General features: G+C 69.7%; 16 protein-coding genes and 1 pseudogene. 4 read left to right on the top strand and 13 right to left on the bottom strand.

What is annotated here, in order from left to right; genetic code table 11:
- Window positions 1-10 precede the first annotated feature (10 nt).
- Window positions 11-1171, bottom strand: coding sequence for a polysaccharide pyruvyl transferase family protein (locus CKW28_RS02275; protein ID WP_003926684.1), 1161 nt, complete (start codon window positions 1169-1171; stop codon window positions 11-13).
- Between the two features lie 79 nt (window positions 1172-1250).
- On the opposite strand from CKW28_RS02275, the gene CKW28_RS02270 reads away from it, so the two are divergent.
- Window positions 1251-2162 carry a cation diffusion facilitator family transporter gene (locus CKW28_RS02270; RefSeq protein WP_040547271.1) on the top strand — a complete coding sequence of 304 codons (912 nt, stop codon included), beginning with the start codon at window positions 1251-1253 and terminating at the stop codon, window positions 2160-2162.
- A gap of 16 nt (window positions 2163-2178) precedes the next feature.
- Here the strand turns inward: CKW28_RS02270 and CKW28_RS02265 are convergent, their stop codons facing one another.
- Window positions 2179-2619 (bottom strand): DUF3151 domain-containing protein, encoded by a 441-nt coding sequence (locus tag CKW28_RS02265; RefSeq protein ID WP_040547273.1) that lies wholly within the window; start codon window positions 2617-2619, stop codon window positions 2179-2181.
- Between the two features lie 91 nt (window positions 2620-2710).
- Here CKW28_RS02265 and CKW28_RS02260 point away from each other — a divergent pair, with 91 nt between their 5' ends.
- A complete protein-coding gene (locus CKW28_RS02260) occupies window positions 2711-3544 on the top strand; it encodes an Rv0361 family membrane protein (RefSeq protein ID WP_040547275.1) in 834 nt (277 codons plus the stop codon).
- 78 nt (window positions 3545-3622) lie between these two features.
- Window positions 3623-4312, top strand: a complete 690-nt coding sequence (locus CKW28_RS02255; protein ID WP_003926688.1) for a DedA family protein — start codon at window positions 3623-3625, stop codon at window positions 4310-4312.
- A 51-nt stretch (window positions 4313-4363) separates the two neighbouring features.
- Here the strand turns inward: CKW28_RS02255 and CKW28_RS02250 are convergent, their stop codons facing one another.
- From CKW28_RS02250 to CKW28_RS02215, 8 genes and pseudogenes are all read right to left on the bottom strand, one after another.
- Complete coding sequence (locus CKW28_RS02250) at window positions 4364-5566, bottom strand: vWA domain-containing protein (protein ID WP_003926689.1); 1203 nt, start codon at window positions 5564-5566, stop codon at window positions 4364-4366.
- 2 nt (window positions 5567-5568) lie between these two features.
- Window positions 5569-6222 (bottom strand): SRPBCC family protein, encoded by a 654-nt coding sequence (locus CKW28_RS02245; protein ID WP_003926690.1) that lies wholly within the window; start codon window positions 6220-6222, stop codon window positions 5569-5571.
- Between the two features lie 16 nt (window positions 6223-6238).
- Window positions 6239-7141, bottom strand: a complete 903-nt coding sequence (locus tag CKW28_RS02240; RefSeq protein WP_003926691.1) for an AAA family ATPase — start codon at window positions 7139-7141, stop codon at window positions 6239-6241.
- Window positions 7131-7925: an XdhC family protein gene (locus CKW28_RS02235; protein ID WP_050812007.1), complete on the bottom strand. Its 795-nt coding sequence runs from the start codon at window positions 7923-7925 to the stop codon at window positions 7131-7133. Before CKW28_RS02235 ends, CKW28_RS02240 begins: the two co-directional genes overlap by 11 nt.
- A 31-nt stretch (window positions 7926-7956) precedes the next feature.
- Complete coding sequence (locus CKW28_RS02230; RefSeq protein WP_003926693.1) at window positions 7957-10359, bottom strand: aerobic carbon-monoxide dehydrogenase large subunit; 2403 nt, start codon at window positions 10357-10359, stop codon at window positions 7957-7959.
- 80 nt (window positions 10360-10439) lie between these two features.
- Window positions 10440-10907 (bottom strand): annotated as a pseudogene (locus tag CKW28_RS02225) ((2Fe-2S)-binding protein); the annotation flags it as partial.
- The gene (locus tag CKW28_RS02220) at window positions 10898-11794 is read right to left on the bottom strand and encodes an FAD binding domain-containing protein (RefSeq protein WP_040547276.1); all 897 of its coding nucleotides are present in this window, start codon (window positions 11792-11794) and stop codon (window positions 10898-10900) included. The pseudogene CKW28_RS02225 and the gene CKW28_RS02220, both read right to left, overlap by 10 nt.
- A gap of 58 nt (window positions 11795-11852) precedes the next feature.
- Window positions 11853-13037 carry an XdhC family protein gene (locus CKW28_RS02215; protein ID WP_040547277.1) on the bottom strand — a complete coding sequence of 395 codons (1185 nt, stop codon included), beginning with the start codon at window positions 13035-13037 and terminating at the stop codon, window positions 11853-11855.
- Window positions 13038-13054: 17 nt separating this feature from the next.
- On the opposite strand from CKW28_RS02215, the gene CKW28_RS02210 reads away from it, so the two are divergent.
- The gene (locus CKW28_RS02210) at window positions 13055-14005 is read left to right on the top strand and encodes a LysR family transcriptional regulator (RefSeq protein WP_003926697.1); all 951 of its coding nucleotides are present in this window, start codon (window positions 13055-13057) and stop codon (window positions 14003-14005) included.
- Window positions 14006-14175: 170 nt separating this feature from the next.
- Here the strand turns inward: CKW28_RS02210 and CKW28_RS02205 are convergent, their stop codons facing one another.
- The 3 genes from CKW28_RS02205 to CKW28_RS02195 are packed head-to-tail and all read right to left on the bottom strand — an operon-like array spanning window position 14176 to window position 15667.
- Window positions 14176-14547 carry a DUF732 domain-containing protein gene (locus tag CKW28_RS02205; protein ID WP_040547279.1) on the bottom strand — a complete coding sequence of 124 codons (372 nt, stop codon included), beginning with the start codon at window positions 14545-14547 and terminating at the stop codon, window positions 14176-14178.
- Window positions 14517-15044, bottom strand: coding sequence for an Rv1363c family protein (locus tag CKW28_RS02200; RefSeq protein WP_131588056.1), 528 nt, complete (start codon window positions 15042-15044; stop codon window positions 14517-14519). Before CKW28_RS02200 ends, CKW28_RS02205 begins: the two co-directional genes overlap by 31 nt.
- Window positions 15041-15667 carry an Rv1363c family protein gene (locus CKW28_RS02195; RefSeq protein ID WP_131588057.1) on the bottom strand — a complete coding sequence of 209 codons (627 nt, stop codon included), beginning with the start codon at window positions 15665-15667 and terminating at the stop codon, window positions 15041-15043. Before CKW28_RS02195 ends, CKW28_RS02200 begins: the two co-directional genes overlap by 4 nt.
- Between the last annotated feature and the right edge of the window lie 214 nt (window positions 15668-15881).

Here is a 15881-nt window from a genome sequence, read left to right as displayed (position 1 = left end):
AGGGTCGGCCCTAGCGGCGGGAGATCGGCGCGTAGATGGCCTTGGCGAGCTGCAGTTTGTCCTTGCGCAGCCGCTCGACGGTGTGCCGGTCGAACCCTCCGGCGCGGGGCCTCGCGGGCAGGGCGGCGGTGTCGGCGCAGTCGTCGACCAGGGTCCAGCCCGAGCCGAGGTCCAGCAGCGACTGGTGTTTGGTCCGGTAGTAGTCGCGGCTGATCGCGATCGCCACCCCGGACGCGCCCGCCGCGGCCGCGGCCATGTGCAGGTGGAACCGGGTGGAGATCCAGGTCTGCGCCGCCGACAGCGGCAGCCCCCGGTTCCACACGTCGGCGAACGGGTAGAACCGGGCGCCGGGCAGTTCGTGTTCGATCAGGGCGAACACCTCGCGGTCCACCCGCGGGATGCCCTCCACGACGCACACCCGCTCCGGCGGCACCCGCCACCGCCGCAGCATGGTCAACACCGCGCCGGCCACGTTCGAGGTGCCGAGCTCGTTGAGATCGGACTGCAGGCACAGCATCACCTCGGGCGGCGGCTGATCCGGCCACGCCTGTTCGGGGGTGATGACCCCATGCCCGAGGGTCAGGAACGCGTCGTCGACGCCGAGCGGGACATCGAGCAGCCGCGCCGACGGCGCGTCGCGCACCTCGACCACCTCGAACCGCTCGGCCAGCGCGACCAGCAGCGGTGCGCTGCCGGCCGATGCGGGGCTCAGGCCCTGACCGGTCATCGCCGCCCGCCCGCCGGCATGTTCGGCGGCGGCGGCCGCGGCCGCCAGCAGCCCGATGTGCCGGGGCCAGATCGCGTTGACGTAGCCGCCGCCGATCACGTGCACCACGTCGACCCGGCCCAGCAGCACGATGCCCTGATGCCAGCGCGGGGCCATCCCCGGGTTGCGCAGCGCGTGCTGCACCCAGGCGGCCACCTCCCACGGATCCTCGGACGGCGCCTCCCAGCACAGCCGCCACAACGTGTCGGCGAACCGCACCCGCGGATGGGCGTCGCCGACCAGCAGCGCGGTGGGGCCCGGCGAATGGGTGTCGACCCACACCTCGGCGTGCGGCGCGACAGCCGCCAGATACCGCAGCCAACCCCGCAGGATCAGCTCATCACCGAAGTTGGGGAATCCGGCGGTCGACACCAGGTAGTAGACCGGTGCTTCAGGGGTGGCCACTTCTCGACTCTATCGGGCCGGTTTTTGCTGTCGGGCCGAACACTTGAAACCCATGCATTAATGCGCATATATTGCTGGGGTGTCCGCGACTCACCAACACCACCTCGATCACCAGCACAACCACCCGGACGCTCGGGTGAGCCGGCTGGTCATCGCGGCGGTGATCCTCACCGTGTTCTTCGCCGTCGAACTGGTGACGGCGTTGCTCATCGACTCGATCGCGCTGCTGGCCGACGCCGGGCACATGCTCACCGACCTCGTCGCGCTGTCGATGGGTCTGACCGCGGTGCTGCTGTCCCGGCACGGGCGGCCCTCGTCGGCACGCACCTACGGCTGGCATCGCGCCGAGGTGTTCGCCGCGGTGGCCAACGCGCTGCTGCTGCTCGGGGTGGCCGGATTCATCTTCTACGAGGCGATCAGGCGGCTCGGTGACGCGCCGGAGGTGCCCGGCACACCGATGATCGTGGTGGCGCTGGCCGGTCTGGTCGCCAACCTCGTCGTGGTGGTGCTGCTGCGGTCGCATTCGGAGCACAGCCTGGCGGTCAAGGGCGCCTATCTGGAGGTGCTCGCCGACACCGTCAGCAGCGTCGGGGTGCTGATCGCCGGCATCGTCACCGTCACCACCGGTTGGCCCTACGCCGACGTGGTGGTCGCGGTCCTGGTCGCGTTGTGGGTGCTCCCCCGCGCCTTCGCACTCGCGGGCAACGCGCTGCGCATCCTGTCCGAGAGCTCCCCCCGCCACATCGACGTCGACGAACTGCAGCGGGCGCTGGAGACCGTCGACGGCGTGACCGACGTGCACGATCTGCACGTGTGGACGCTGGTGCCGGGCAAGGACATGGCCACCGCGCACCTGACCGCCACCGCGGATCCGGCGCAGGTGCTCGCCGACGCCCGCGAGGTGTTCAGCGCCCGCGGGCTGCACCACTCGACGGTGCAGGTGGAGTCACCGGACGGGGCGGCCGGCTGCCGCTGTGCCGCCGAGGACTGAGGACCGCCGCCGGCGATCAGTCGCCGGACGACTCCCGATCCCCGGCCAGACCCAGCGCCGCACGCGCGCCGGGATCGCAGTCGTCGAGCAGATCGAGGCAGCGCTGATATTCGGAGGTCTCCCCGATCGCCTCGGCGGCCCGGGCCAGCGCCGCCACGCAGCGCAGGAAACCGCGGTTGGGCTCGTGGCTGTAGGGCACCGGCCCGAAACCCTTCCACCCGTTGCGACGCAACTGGTCGAGACCACGGTGGTAACCGGTCCGGGCGTAGGCGTAGGCCGTGATGGCCTGCTCGTCGGCCAGCGCCTGCTCGGCCAGGGCGGCCCAGGCGATGGAGGCCGCCGGGTGCGCCGCCGCGACGATCGCCGGATTCTCCCCGGCCGCCAGTTCCGCCTCGGCCGCAGAATCGCCCGGCAGCAATACCGGATCCGGTCCCAACAGATCACCCATCCGCGTCATGCCGCCTATTCTGCCGTGCGGGCGGAAGCGGTCCGGCCCGGACGGTAGTTAAGCTCCCACTGAGCGCTTGAGCGGGAGGACTGCAGCAACGATGGCACACCCACCAGGGTCTGATCGGGAACCGGGATCTGACCGTGAATCCGACACCGCCGGACCCGACCAGTCCGGCGCCGGGCCCGATGCGCCTGCCACCCCACCGCAGGAGGGGGACCACGAACCGGCGACCGAGGTGCTGGCCAACCCGTCCGACCAGTCCGACGCGTCGTCGCGGCCCCAGCAGCCCGAGCGGCGGTTCACCGCGCCGTCGAGCTTCGACGCCGGTTCCACCCAGCAGATCGATCCGCCGGCGGATCCGGCCACCGAGGTGATCGGGCCCGCCGGCGCGGCCGCCGCGGCCGCGCCCACCGAACCGATCCGTTCACAGAAACCCGTTGGGCCGCAGGTGATTCCACCCCGCAATCAGCCGGACCCACCGGAGCGGGAACGGCGCAGCTGGGGCTGGGTGATCGCGGTGGCGCTGGTCATCGCGGCGCTGGCCGCCGTGGCCATCCTCGGCACCGTCCTGCTGACCCGCGACTCCGTCGGCCGGGCGTCGCAGGAGGATCTGGTGCGCCAGACCATCCAGACATTCGACACCGCGATCCAGAACGGCGATCTGGCCATCCTGCGCAGCATCACCTGCGGCAGCAAGCGCGACAGCTACGTCAACTACGACGAACAGGCGTGGGCCGACACCCACCGGCGGGTGGCGGCGGCCAAACAGTATCCGGTGGTGGCCAGCATCGACGAGATCGTCATCAACGGCGACCACGCCGAGGCCAATGTGACCAGTTTCATGGCCTACGACCCGCAGGTCCGCTCCACCCGCAGCTTCGACCTGCAGTTCCGCGATGATCAGTGGAAGATCTGCCAGGCCCCGGGGTGACCTGGATCTCCGGGTCGACCGCGCCCGTGCGGGCGCGGTGAATCGGGCAGGCCACCTGCGCCGGTATCTTGGTGACCCATGAGCACCACCGTGATGGCCATGCCGGGCATCCTCGACCCAATGTTTTGGATCGGCCCGGACGGGCTGTTCGCGGCGGCGGTCCTGCCCGCGATCCTGATCATCGTCTTCATCGAGACCGGGCTGCTGTTCCCGCTGTTGCCGGGCGACTCGCTGCTGTTCACCGGTGGGCTGCTGGCCGCCGGCGGCACGATGAACATCTGGCTGCTGTGCATCACCGTCACGATCGTGGCGATCCTCGGTGATCAGTGCGCCTACTACATCGGCCGCCGTATCGGGCCGGCGCTGTTCAACAAGGAGGACTCCCGCTTCTTCAAGAAGTCCTACGTCGAACAGTCACACGAGTTCTTCGAGAAGTACGGTCCCTACACGATCATCCTGGCCCGCTTCGTGCCGATCGTGCGCACCTACGCACCGGTGCTGGCCGGGGTGTCCTATATGCGTTACTCGGTCTTTCTGACCTTCAACGCCGTCGGCGGCATCGCCTGGGGCACCGGGGTCACCCTGCTCGGCTACTTCCTCGGCAACATCACGTTCGTCAAGGAAAACCTCGAGTACATGATCCTGCTGATCGTGTTCCTGTCGGTGCTGCCGATGATCTTCTCGGTGACCAAGGGGATGCTCGAACGGCGCCGCGCGAGGAGCGGACCGGCGCTGGCCGCCGAACCGCTTCCCAAACAGTCGGGCTGATCGCGATTTCGGCGTGCTGCCGGTCGCTCAGCGACCGTGCGCACGCCGAAATCACTGGTTGGCCAGCGTCACGAACACCTCGTGCAGCGCGGTCAGCGAGTGCGCGGGCAGCATCGCGTCGCAGTACGGCAGCGCCGCCGCCATGGCCCCGGTCAGCGGTGCGAAACCCGGCCGGCCGGCGCGCGGGTTGAGCCACACCACCCGCTGCGCCCGGCGCCGCAACCGGGCCATGGTGTGGCCGAGCAGTTCGGGCGGGTCGCTGTCCCATCCGTCCGAGGCGATGATCACCACCGCCCCGCGCAGCGCGTTGCCGTGCGGGGAGGCCAGCAGTTCGGCGAGGCTGCGACCCAGATGGGTGCCGCCGTACCGGTCCACCACCTTGGCGTCGGCCCGGTCCCGCGCCACCTCCGGGGAACGGTGCGCCAGCACCGCGGTCAACCGGGTGAGCCTGGTGGAGAACGCGAACACCTCCGGCCGGATACCGCTTCGCCGCCGGGAGTTGCGGTGCAGCGCCGCCGCCCGCATCAGATGCAGGTAGACCGTGGTGTACGGCTGCATCGACCGGCTGACGTCGCAGATCAGCACCACCGGACGGTCCCGGCGGCGAGGCCGGGTGCGGGCCAACCGCAACGTCTCGAAGCCGGTCCGGCGCGACGCCCGCAAAGTTTCGCGCAGGTCGATGCGCTTGCCGTGCGGATGGTTCTCACGCCGCAGGCTGCGCCGCCGCGGCCAGTGTGCGACGGCCTGTTCCAGCCAGCCGCCCAGCAGCCGCAGATCGTCGGGATCGAACCGTTCGAACGGTTCGTCGGCGCGGGCCGTGATGTGACTGGGCAGCAGGTCCGGCAGCCGGGTCGGGGTGTCGGCGCCGGTGTCGGCGGACGCGGTGACCGTCGCCGGCCGGGTGGCCCACGGCAGCCCCTCGGCGTCCACCGTCGAACTGCCCGCCGTCCCGGCGGGCGCCGGCGCCACCGGCGCACCCGCGGGCGACCGGTGCAGCGACGGCGGGTCGACCCCCAGCGTCGCACCGTCGAACACCGCCGCGAACACCGCGTCGAACGCGCCGAGATCCTCGGCCCGGTTCACCAGGCTCAGCCGGGCCGCCCAGTACAGCCGGTCGCGGTCGGTGGGCGGCAGCCGGCGCATCGCCTGCAGCAGCACCGCCGGTCCGTCGGCCGACACCGCCACTCCGCCGGCGCGCAGCCGTGCCACCAGGGCGACCGCGAAGGCCGCCCGGTCCACTCCGCGCAGCAGCATCCTCAGCGCCGGCGGATCCGGGACAGCACCACGACGAGGACCGCCACGGCCAGGACGCCGAGCGCCAGCCCGCCGTACTTGCGCAACACGCCACCGCCGGCCAGGTCGAGCAGGTCGATCGGCTCCGGTTCGGCGGGTGCGTCGACCTGCCCGTCACGCTGGGGTGCCACCGGCTCGTCGGACGCGCCCGCGTCCGCCGGTGTCGGTGTCGGTTTCGGGGCCAGCTCGGCTTCCAGCGCCTCGACGAACTCGCCGAGCAGTTTCTCCGAAACCTGTTGCAGCATCGAACTTCCGAACTGCGCGAGCTTGCCGACGATCTTCAGGTCGGTGTCGACGGTGACCCGGCTGCGGTCACCGTCGGCATGCAGTTGCGCGGAGACGGTGGCGGCGGCGTTGCCGGTGCCGCGCGCCTCCTTGCCGCGGGCGTCGATGATCGCGCGGTATTCGACGCCGTCCTGTTCGACGAAGTGCACCTTGCCGTGGAATTCGCTGGTGACCGGGCCGACCTTGACCTTCACCTTGCCCAGCACGTCCTCGCCGTCGCGTCCGGTCATCGCGGCCCCCGGCATCAGCGGGATGATCCGTTCCAGGTCGGTGAGCACCTCCCAGGCCTGCTCGACCGGGGCGTTGACGGTGAACTCGTTGGCGATCTTCATCGAAGGTCCTCTCGGATCAGGTCGGGCTGTACCCGGTCAGCGCGGTGCCGATCAGGTCGCGGTCATCGGGGGTCTTGGCCAGCGCGCCGATGCTCTGCAGCGCGCGTTCGGTGTCGGTGTCCACCAGGTCGGCCACACCGAGTGCGGCCAGCGCGGCCACCCAGTCGATGGTCTCGGCCACCCCGGGTGGTTTGTCGAGGTCCAATGTCCTTGCCACGCCCACGAAGCCGGCGGCCTGTTCGATGAGCGCCGAACTCGCGCCGGGGACGGTGCGGCGGACGATCGCGACGGCGCGGGCCGGTTCCGGATAATCGATCCAGTGGTAGACGCAGCGGCGCCGCAGCGCGTCGTGCAGGTCGCGGCTGCGGTTGGAGGTCAGCACCACCACCGGTGGCCGTTCGGCGGTGAAGGTGCCGAGTTCGGGGACGGTGACCGCGGATTCGCCGAGGAATTCCAGCAGCAGTGCCTCGAATTCGTCGTCGGCACGGTCGATCTCGTCGATCAGCAGCACCGGTGGTCGCGGCCCGGTGTGCCGGACGGCGGCCAGGATCGGGCGGTTCACCAGATAGGTCTCGGTGTACAGTTCGGCCTCGTCGATCCCGGTGTGCCGCGCCTCGGCCAGCCGGATGCTGAGCAGTTGACGCTGATGGTTCCAGTCGTAGAGGGCTTCCGCGGCGGTCAATCCCTCGTAGCACTGCAACCGGATCAACGGGGTGTCACACACCACGGCAAGGGTTTTCGCGGCCGTGGTCTTTCCGACTCCGGGCTCACCCTCCAGCAGCAGCGGCCGTCCCAACGTGGTGGACAGGTAGATCGCGGCGGCGGTTCCGGTGTCGAGCAGATAGTCGGCGGTGTCGAACCTGCGGATGACGTCGTCGACGTCGGCGAACTCGGCGCCCCGGGCGACGTCAGTGGGCATGGCACCCCGGCTCTGCCGCCGACGCGGATGGCCGATCCGGTTCCGGCGGCGCGGGGTGTTCGCGGGCCCGCAGGTCGGCGATCAGTTCCGCGGCGATCGACACCGCGATCTCGGCCGGGGTGCGGGCGCCGATCGGCAACCCGACCGGGGTGTGGACCCGGGCCCGTTCACAGTCGGTGGGCTGGACCTCCGCCAGCACCGCAGCGCCCCGGGTGCGGCTGGCCACCAGGCCGACGTAGCCCACCCCGGCGTCCAGCGCGGCGCGGATGAGCCGGGCCTCCGGCCCGCCGTGGCTGGCGATCACCACCGCGCCGGCGGCCGCCAGATCGGCGTCCGACGCCCCGTCCGGTGGCGGTTCGGCGCACTGCACGTCGTAACCGAGCACCCCGCACACCTGGGCCAGGGCGTCGGCGATCGGGGTGTCGCCGTACAGCCGGATCAACGGCGCCGGCAGCTCGGGGGTCAGGAAGATCTCCAGCGCCCCACCGGACAGGCACGGGTTGACCACCACACACGCCCCGGGCGCCTCCGGGAAGTGCACATCCCCGCCCGGAAGCACCCGCAGCAGCACGCTCTGCCGGGTCTGCAGCACCCCCAGCGCGGCCTTGCGCACCGAGTTCTGCGCGCAGTGCCCGCCGACGAAACCCTCGATGGTGCCGTCCGGCAGCAGGATCGCCTCATCCCCCGGATGCGCCGAGGTCGGCTGCTGGGCACGCACCACCGTGGCGTGCACGAAGGGTTTCCGGGCCCTTCGTAGTTGGGCGACTCGTTCGGCCACCGCCATGCTGCCTCCTGGAGATCGTCGGACTCGGCGACTAGATCGAGGGCTGGGCCCGGCCCTGCATGGCCTCCCACACCCGGGACGGGGTGAGCGGCATGTCGACGTGCCGGACCCCGAACGGCGCCAACGCATCCACGACCGCGTTGACCACCGCCGGTGGCGACCCCACCGTGGCCGATTCGCCGATGCCCTTGGCTCCGATCGGATGGTGCGGTGACGGTGTGACGGTGAAACCGGTCTCCAGCGTCGGCACCTCCATCGCGGTCGGGATCAGATAGTCCATCAGCGATCCGCCGAGGCAGTTGCCGTCCTCGTCGAACCCGATCATCTGCATCAAAGCCATGCCGATGCCGTCGACGATGCCGCCGTGCACCTGACCCTCGATGATCATCGGGTTGATCCGGGTGCCGCAGTCGTCGACGGCCAGGAAGCGGCGCACCTTGACCACCGCGGTGCCCGGGTCGACGTCGACGACACAGAAGTAGGCACCGTACGGATAGGTGAGATTGCTGGGGTTGTAACAGATCTGGGCGTCCAGCCCGCCTTCGATCCCGTCCGGGAGGTCACCGGCGCCGTGCGCCCGCATCGCGATGTCCTGAATCGTCACCGACGCCGACGGGTCGCCCTTGACCCGGAACGAGCCCTTCTCCCACTCCAGGTCGGCGATCGACGCCTCGAGCATGCCGGACGCGATGATCTTGGCCTTGTCGCGCACCTTGCGGGCCACCAGCGCGGCCGCCGCCCCGGACACCGGGGTGGACCGGCTGCCGTAGGTGCCCAGCCCGAACGGGGTCTGGTCGGTGTCGCCGTGCACGACCTCGATGTCGTCGGGTGGGATGCCGAGTTCCTCCGCGACGATCTGGGCGAACGTGGTCTCGTGGCCCTGTCCCTGGGTCTGCACGCTCAGCCGCACCACGGCCTTGCCTGTGGGGTGCACCCGGAGTTCACAGCCGTCGGCCATGCCGAGGCCCAGGATGTCCATGTCCTTGCGCGGCCCGGCGCCGACGGCCTCGGTGAAGAACGACATGCCGATGCCCATCAACTCGCCGCGTCTGCGCCGTTCGGCCTGCTCGGCGCGCAGTTCGTCGTAGCCGACCATCGCCATGGCCTTGCGCATGGTGGTCTCGTAGTCGCCGGAGTCGTACACCCAGCCGGTCTTCGAGGTGTACGGAAACTGGTCGGGTTTCAACAGGTTCCGCAGCCGCAACTCGGCCGGATCCATCTCGAGTTCGTGCGCCAGGCAGTCCACCAGCCGTTCCACCAGGTACACCGCCTCGGTGATCCGGAACGAACAGGCGTAGGCCACCCCGCCGGGCGCCTTGTTGGTGTAGACGGCGGTCATGTGGCAGTAGGCGGCCTCCAGGTCGTAGCTGCCGGTGAACACCCCGAAGAACCCGGCCGGGTACTTCACCGGCGCGGCGGTGCCGTTGAACGCGCCGTGGTCGGCCAGCACGTGCGAGCGGATGGCCAGGATCCTGCCGTCACGGGTGGCGGCGATCTCGCCGACCATGATGTAGTCGCGGGCGAAGCCGGTGGAGGTCAGGTTCTCGCTGCGGTCCTCCACCCATTTGACGGGTTTGCCGAGCAGCAGCGAGCCGACGATCGCGCACACGTAGCCCGGGTAGATCGGCACCTTGTTGCCGAATCCGCCGCCGATGTCGGGGGCGATCACCCGGATCTTGTGTTCGGGCAGGCCGGCCACCAGCGCGTACAGGGTGCGGTGGGCATGCGGGGCCTGGCTGGTCGACCACAGCGTCAGCTTGCCGGTGACCGGGTCCAGATCGGCGACCGCACCGCAGGTCTCCATCGGCGCCGGATGCACCCGCGGATAGACGATCTCCTGTTCGACCACGACGTCGGCCTTCGCGAAGGCCGCCTCGGTGGCCGCGGGGTCACCGGTCTCCCAGTCGAAGCAGTGGTTGTCGGTCTTACCGTCCAGGTCGGTGCGGATCACCGGGGCGTCGGGCTCCAGCGCCCGGCGGACGTCGACGACCGGGTCCAGCGGGTCGTAGTCGACGTCGATCAACTCGAGCGCGTCCCGCGCCGAGTAGTGGTCCTCGGCGACGACGAACGCCACCTCCTGGCCCTGGAACCGGACCTTGTCGGTGGCCAGCACCGCCTGCACGTCGTTGGACAGGGTCGGCATCCACGCCAGCCCCTTCTCGGCCAGGTCGGCGCCGGTGACCACGGCCTTGACCTTCGGGTGGGCCTGCGCCGCGGAGGTGTCGATGCCCGCGATCCGGGCGTGCGCGTACGGGGAGCGCAGGATGGCCAGGTGCAGCATGCCCGGCAGTTGCACGTCGTCGACGTAGCGCCCGCGGCCCCGGATGAAGCGGGGGTCCTCCTTGCGCAGCATCCGGCCGTGGCCGCACGGCTTCTGATCGTTGTTCTCGAAATCGTCGGGGCGCGCTGCCGGGTTCGATTCCAGGGTGGTCATGATTGGCTCCCGGCTTCGAGCAGGGGCTCGGCGGCGTCCCCGCCGAGAGTCGCCTCGGTTCGCACCCCGGGTGCCGGTGTTGCTTCGCCGCGTTGTCTGCGGGCCGCCCACTGGACGGACCGCACGATCGTGGTGTAGCCGGTGCAGCGGCAGATCTGTCCGGAGATCGCTTCGCGGATGGTGTCCTCGTCCGGGTCCGGGTCGCGGTCGAGCAGACATCGGGCGGTGATCATCATGCCGGGGGTGCAGAACCCGCACTGCAGGCCGTGGCACTGCATGAACCCCTCCTGCACCGGGTCGAGCGCACCGTCGACGGCCAGGCCCTCGACGGTGCGCACCGAGCGCCCGGACGCCATCGCGGCGAGCATGGTGCAGGACTTGACCGGGTAGCCGTCCACCTCGACCACGCAGGTGCCGCAGTTGGATGTGTCGCAGCCCCAATGGGTTCCGGTGAGGCCGAGGTGGTCACGCAGAAAATGCACCAGCAGCAGCCGTGGTTCGACCTCGGCGCTGACCGGTTCGCCGTTGACGGTCATGCTCACCTGCATGGCTGGGCCCCTCCGTGTCGTTGCTGAATGCGCTGCACCGCGGTGCGCAATGTGCGGGTGGTCAGTTCGGCGGCCAGGTGCCGCTTGTAGTCGGCGGTGCCGCGCACGTCGGTCACCGGTTCGCAGGCCTGCGCGGCCAGCCGGCCGGCTTCGGCGAAGGTCTCCTCGGTGGCGGGGCGTCCGGTGAGTCGGCGCGAGATCTCGGCCAGGGCGGCGGCGTCGGGGTTGACGGCGGTGAGCCCGATGCGGGCGGCGGTGACGGTCTGGCCGTCGAGCGTGACCGCGGCACCCGCCGCGGTCACCGCCCAGTCGCCGACCCGCCGTTCCACCTTGGCGTAGGCGTTGGACGAGTTCGGCCGGAGGGGGATCTTGACCTCCAGCAGGATCTCGTTGTGCGCCAAGGCGGTCTCATACGGGCCGACCAGGAAGTCGTCGATGCCGATCTCGCGCCGACCGGCGGGTCCGCGGACCACGCACACCGCGTCGAGCACGGTGCACACTGTGCTCAGATCCTCGGCGGGGTCGGCCTGGCACAGCGAGCCGCCGACGGTGCCGCGGTTGCGCACCACCGGATCGGCGATAACCCGTTCGGCGTCGGCGAAGATCGGGCAGCACTGGGCCAGTTCGGCGGATTCGAGCGCCTCCCGGTGCCTGGTCATCGCCCCGATACGGACCGCATCGGCGTTCACCACGATGTAGCCCAGTTCGCCGGCCAGGTCGTTGATGTCGACCAGATACTCCGGGTTCGCGATCCGCAGTTTCATCATCGGCAGCAGGCTGTGCCCGCCGGCGACGATCATCGCGCCGTCACCCAGCCGATCCAGCAATCCGATCGCATGGTCGACGCTGGTGGCGCGTTCGTATTCGAATGGACCGGGCACTTGCATGTGACCAACCTCACATCCGGTGATGGGAAGGCCAGTCTGTGCCGTGCCGACGAGTCCGTCAATACCGACTTAAGGGATCGCTTAACTCGCTAGTGTGGTCTTTCATGGGGTCGCCCCCGTGATGGATGCGTCCGCCCGTCTCGCTGAGCGGGCGGCCAGTACCGCCCCACTGCCGGGCGATGATCTCCGCGGCGATCGACACCGCCGTCTCCTCCGGGGTGCGCCCGCCCAGGTCCAGCCCGATCGGGCTGGACAGCCGACTCAGCTCAACGTCGGTGAGGCCGGCCTGCCGCAACCGCTCCAACCGGTCCTCGTGGGTGCGCCGCGACCCCATCGCGCCGATGTAGCCGACCTCGGGCAACCGCAACGCCACCTCGAGCAGCGGCACGTCGAACTTCGGATCGTGGGTCAGCACGCAGATCGCGGTGCGGCTGTCCACGGCGCCGGCCTCGGCCTGGGCGGCCAGATAGCGGTGCGGCCACTCCACCACCACCTCGTCGGCGGTCGGGAACCGCGCCGGGGTGGCGAACACCGCGCGGGCGTCGCACACCGTCACCCGGTAGCCGAGGAACGACGCCTGCTGGGCCACCGCGGCGGCGAAGTCGATCGCGCCGAACACCAGCATCCGGGGCCGCGGGGCGTAGCTGGCGACGAACACCTCCATGCCCTCGCCGCGGCGCTGACCGTCCGGCCCGTAGGTGAGCACCTCGGTGCGGCCGGCCGCCAACAGGCCGCGGGCGTCGTCGGTGACCGCGGCGTCGGCGCGCGGCGAGCCGAGCGACCCGCTGACCGGGGCGTCCTCGTGGTCCGGACGCAGCACCAGACGCCGTCCCACCCACCCGGGATCGGAATGGGCGATGACAGTGGCGGTCGCGACGGGCCGGTGCGCCTCGATGTCGCCGACCAGATCCGCCAGTTCCGGAAAGCTGTTCTGCGAGACCGCCTCGACGAAGACGTCCAGGGTGCCGCCGCAGGTCAGGCCCACCGAGAAGGCGTCGTCGTCGCTGACGCCGTAGCGCTGCAGCCGGGGCCGGCCGGTCTGGATCACCTCGGTGGCCAACTCGTAGACCGCGCCCTCCACACAACCCCCCGACACCGAACCGCTCACGGTGCCGTCGGGCGCGACGACCATCGCGGCGCCGGGCAGCCGGGGCGCGGACCGGAACGTGCGCACCACCGTCGCCAGGCCGGCGGTGTCACCGCTGCGCCACACCGGCAGCAGACCGTCCAGCACATCCCTCACACCACCCAAGGTAGGCCATGACCCCCGCTCAGTTGCGCGCGTTCTCCGCCGTGGTACGGCTGGGCTCGGTGCGGGCCGCCGCCCAGGAGCTGGGGATGTCCGACGCCGGCATCTCCATGCACATCGCGCAGCTGCGCAAGGAACTCGACGATCCGCTGTTCCACCGCACCAAGAACGGGCTGTCGTTCACCCCGGGCGGGTTGCGGTTGGCCAGCCGCGCGGTCGACATCCTCGGCCTGCAACGGCAGACCGCGATCGAGGTGACCGAGGCGGCGCACGGCCGGCGGCTGCTGCGGATCGCGGCCTCGCATGCGTTCGCCGAACACGCCGCGCCCGGATTGATCGATCTGTTCTCGTCACGGGCCGACGATCTGTCCGTCGAGCTCACCGTCGAGCCGGTGAGCCGGTTCCGTGATCTGCTGGAGTCCCGCGCCGTCGACGTCACGCTCGGACCGGCGGTGCGCGAGCCGGGCCCGGCGATCGTGGTGCGGCCGTTCCTCAATTACCAGATCATCGCGGTGACGTCGCCGAGCAATCCGCTGGCGGCCGCCACCCCGACGATCGCGCAGTTGCGGGCCCAGTCGTGGATGCTGGGCCCGTCGGCCGGCGGGATCGACGGCGACGTCGCGGCGATGCTGCGCCGGCTGGAGATTCCCGAAGCGGCGCAGCGCATCTTCCAAAGCGATTCGGCCGCACAGGAAGAGGTGCAACGGATCGGCGGGGTGACACTGTCGATCGGGTTCGCGGTGGCCAAGGATCTCGCCGCCGGCCGGCTGGCACGCATCAAGGGTGTGCAGGCGACCGCCGAATGGTGTGTGTCGACGCTGTCGTCGGCGGCGCGCCAGCCCGCGGCGTCAGAGTTGGTGCGGTTCATCACCACGCCGCGCTGCACCCAGGCGATGATCCGCGGCACGTCCGAAGGGGTCACCCGATTCCGCCCCAAAGTGCATGTGACACTGTGGAGTTGATCCTAAGCTGCGGTATCTGGTGAGCTGCGGCTGCGGTGGGTGTGCAATCTCTGCGGTGAATGTGCGCTCACTGATTCGAAAGTGCCGCCACTGCGGGGGATGTCGGCGTGTCGCCGCAGGTGTCGCACACTCGACGCAACCGGCGCACACCCGAAACGGCCAGCGCACGCTCAAGACGCGGACGGCCTATATCCCGCTGCCGAGTTGCGCAATTGCCAGATCTGCGCTGGACACAGTTCGTTCGCAGCCTGTGAGATCAGATACGAGGCCTGAAACTCATCAGGATTGGCGAAGTCGACTTTGACATCGGCCATGATGTCTGCGTATCCGCGCCCGGAAACGACCTTGTCGCAGATACCCCGACCATAAGCCAGCGCATGATCGGCGTCGGCGAAGTTGTAGCCCGGCCGCATCGTCACGTTGACCAGGTAGGCCACCTCGTCGGCGGCGGCCGGCGCGGCGAGGGGGATCGCGCCGCCGCCGATGGTTGCCGCCACAGCCAGCCCCGCGGCTAGACGGGTTCGAATTCCGAGATGAGCCATTGCCCCTCCACCTTGTCCAAGGTGACGCGCGCCGTCGAGGTCAGATTCGTCGGCGGGTCGTCACCGACCGCGGTCGTTTGATTGATGTAGACCAGCACGACCGCCTTATCTGCAGTGGCGGACACCACCGCCGCCGCCGGTACCGAGGCCGCCGAGGAGATGCGCTGCTCCTTCGCGCCGGGGATCACGACCTCTTCGGTCAGCGAGATGTAGGACTCCTTGAAGTCACCGGTCAGCCGGTCGCGAGCGGAGGCCAGATCTCCTTCGACGGTCTCCGGCTCATACGACAGCATGGTGACGGTACTGTCCGTCGCCGCCTGAACAGCCGCTGTCCGCGCGGTCTCGACAGTGCCGTACTTGCCGTCCAGCCACTTCAGTACTCCGGCAGCCAGGCCCAACAGCAGAATCGATGCCGGTAGGACACCGTACAGACACACCGCCACCCAGCGGCCGGATGCGGGTGCGGGTGCAGTTGTGACATCAGAAGCAGTTGTCACGGCACGAACTCCACTTGAGAAACCCTGGCCTCATCGCCGTCCTGTTCCACAGTCAGTCGCATCCGCCATGATCGGGGTTCCTGCTCGGGCAGATCCGGTAGCGAGGTCTCGACGGTGACGGCGACCAGTACCTGCCCCTGGTCGTCGGCCAATCTCTCGATGCCGGCCTCGGTGACCGTGCCCTTCGATGTCGACTTCGCCTGCCTGACCACTTCTGCGAACGGACCCGACCGGCTTTCGAAGTCCTCCCGAAAGCCGCCCGTCGCACCGTCGATGATTCTCTGGATATCGGCCTCGACCCGAGTGTGATCGATCGTGGTCAGGTCGGTCGCGGTTCGCCGAGCCGCGTTCACGAACATCTCCCGCTGTTGCTGCTCCGCGCGCTCCTCGACGACTCGGAAACCGAACACTCCGATCACCCCGCCCAACGCCACGACCGCGGTCAGGCCGGCAATCAGTAGCACCCACGGTCCCCGCCGAACACCGCCACCACCACTGCCACCACTGCCATCGGACAGAGCACGGATCTGATCGCCGCCGGACACCCCGCTGTCGACGCACGCATCGTTCTCAGGCACGGTATCGTCGGCACACGGCGTCGAAGCGACAGCCACGTCAGCCATCAGCCCTCCTCGCCTCGATTCGGGATCGGTATCGCTGAAAAGCGACGTCGGGAATCTCGAAGTGCACCGCTCGCGCGCCAACACCGCCCGTTTTTGAACCAGCATTAAGGTAATGCCTGGTCTTCCTGACCGCAAGGGACCCGCTGGAGACGGAACCTCTGGACCGGCGAGCATTGCCCTGGAAGCAGAGTTGCACGGACGTGGTCAACTCTCA

It is taken from the genome of Mycolicibacterium thermoresistibile (assembly GCF_900187065.1).
Lineage (GTDB): Bacteria > Actinomycetota > Actinomycetes > Mycobacteriales > Mycobacteriaceae > Mycobacterium > Mycobacterium thermoresistibile.
Note: the sequence above shows the minus strand (reverse complement) of the source record. Positions and strands in the feature narration are given on the sequence as shown.

Bases quoted from the DNA above. Each gene is read 5' to 3' on its own strand.
- CKW28_RS02265 (WP_040547273.1), bottom strand. From the start codon at position 2,619: ATGACGCGGATGGGTGATCTGTTGGGACCGGATCCGGTATTGCTGCCG.
- CKW28_RS02260 (WP_040547275.1), top strand. From the start codon at position 2,711: ATGGCACACCCACCAGGGTCTGATCGGGAACCGGGATCTGACCGTGAA.
- CKW28_RS02255 (WP_003926688.1), top strand. From the start codon at position 3,623: ATGAGCACCACCGTGATGGCCATGCCGGGCATCCTCGACCCAATGTTT.
- CKW28_RS02250 (WP_003926689.1), bottom strand. From the start codon at position 5,566: ATGCTGCTGCGCGGAGTGGACCGGGCGGCCTTCGCGGTCGCCCTGGTG.
- CKW28_RS02245 (WP_003926690.1), bottom strand. From the start codon at position 6,222: ATGAAGATCGCCAACGAGTTCACCGTCAACGCCCCGGTCGAGCAGGCC.
- CKW28_RS02240 (WP_003926691.1), bottom strand. From the start codon at position 7,141: ATGCCCACTGACGTCGCCCGGGGCGCCGAGTTCGCCGACGTCGACGAC.
- CKW28_RS02235 (WP_050812007.1), bottom strand. From the start codon at position 7,925: ATGGCGGTGGCCGAACGAGTCGCCCAACTACGAAGGGCCCGGAAACCC.
- CKW28_RS02230 (WP_003926693.1), bottom strand. From the start codon at position 10,359: ATGACCACCCTGGAATCGAACCCGGCAGCGCGCCCCGACGATTTCGAG.
- CKW28_RS02220 (WP_040547276.1), bottom strand. From the start codon at position 11,794: ATGCAAGTGCCCGGTCCATTCGAATACGAACGCGCCACCAGCGTCGAC.
- CKW28_RS02210 (WP_003926697.1), top strand. From the start codon at position 13,055: ATGACCCCCGCTCAGTTGCGCGCGTTCTCCGCCGTGGTACGGCTGGGC.
- CKW28_RS02205 (WP_040547279.1), bottom strand. From the start codon at position 14,547: ATGGCTCATCTCGGAATTCGAACCCGTCTAGCCGCGGGGCTGGCTGTG.
- CKW28_RS02195 (WP_131588057.1), bottom strand. From the start codon at position 15,667: ATGGCTGACGTGGCTGTCGCTTCGACGCCGTGTGCCGACGATACCGTG.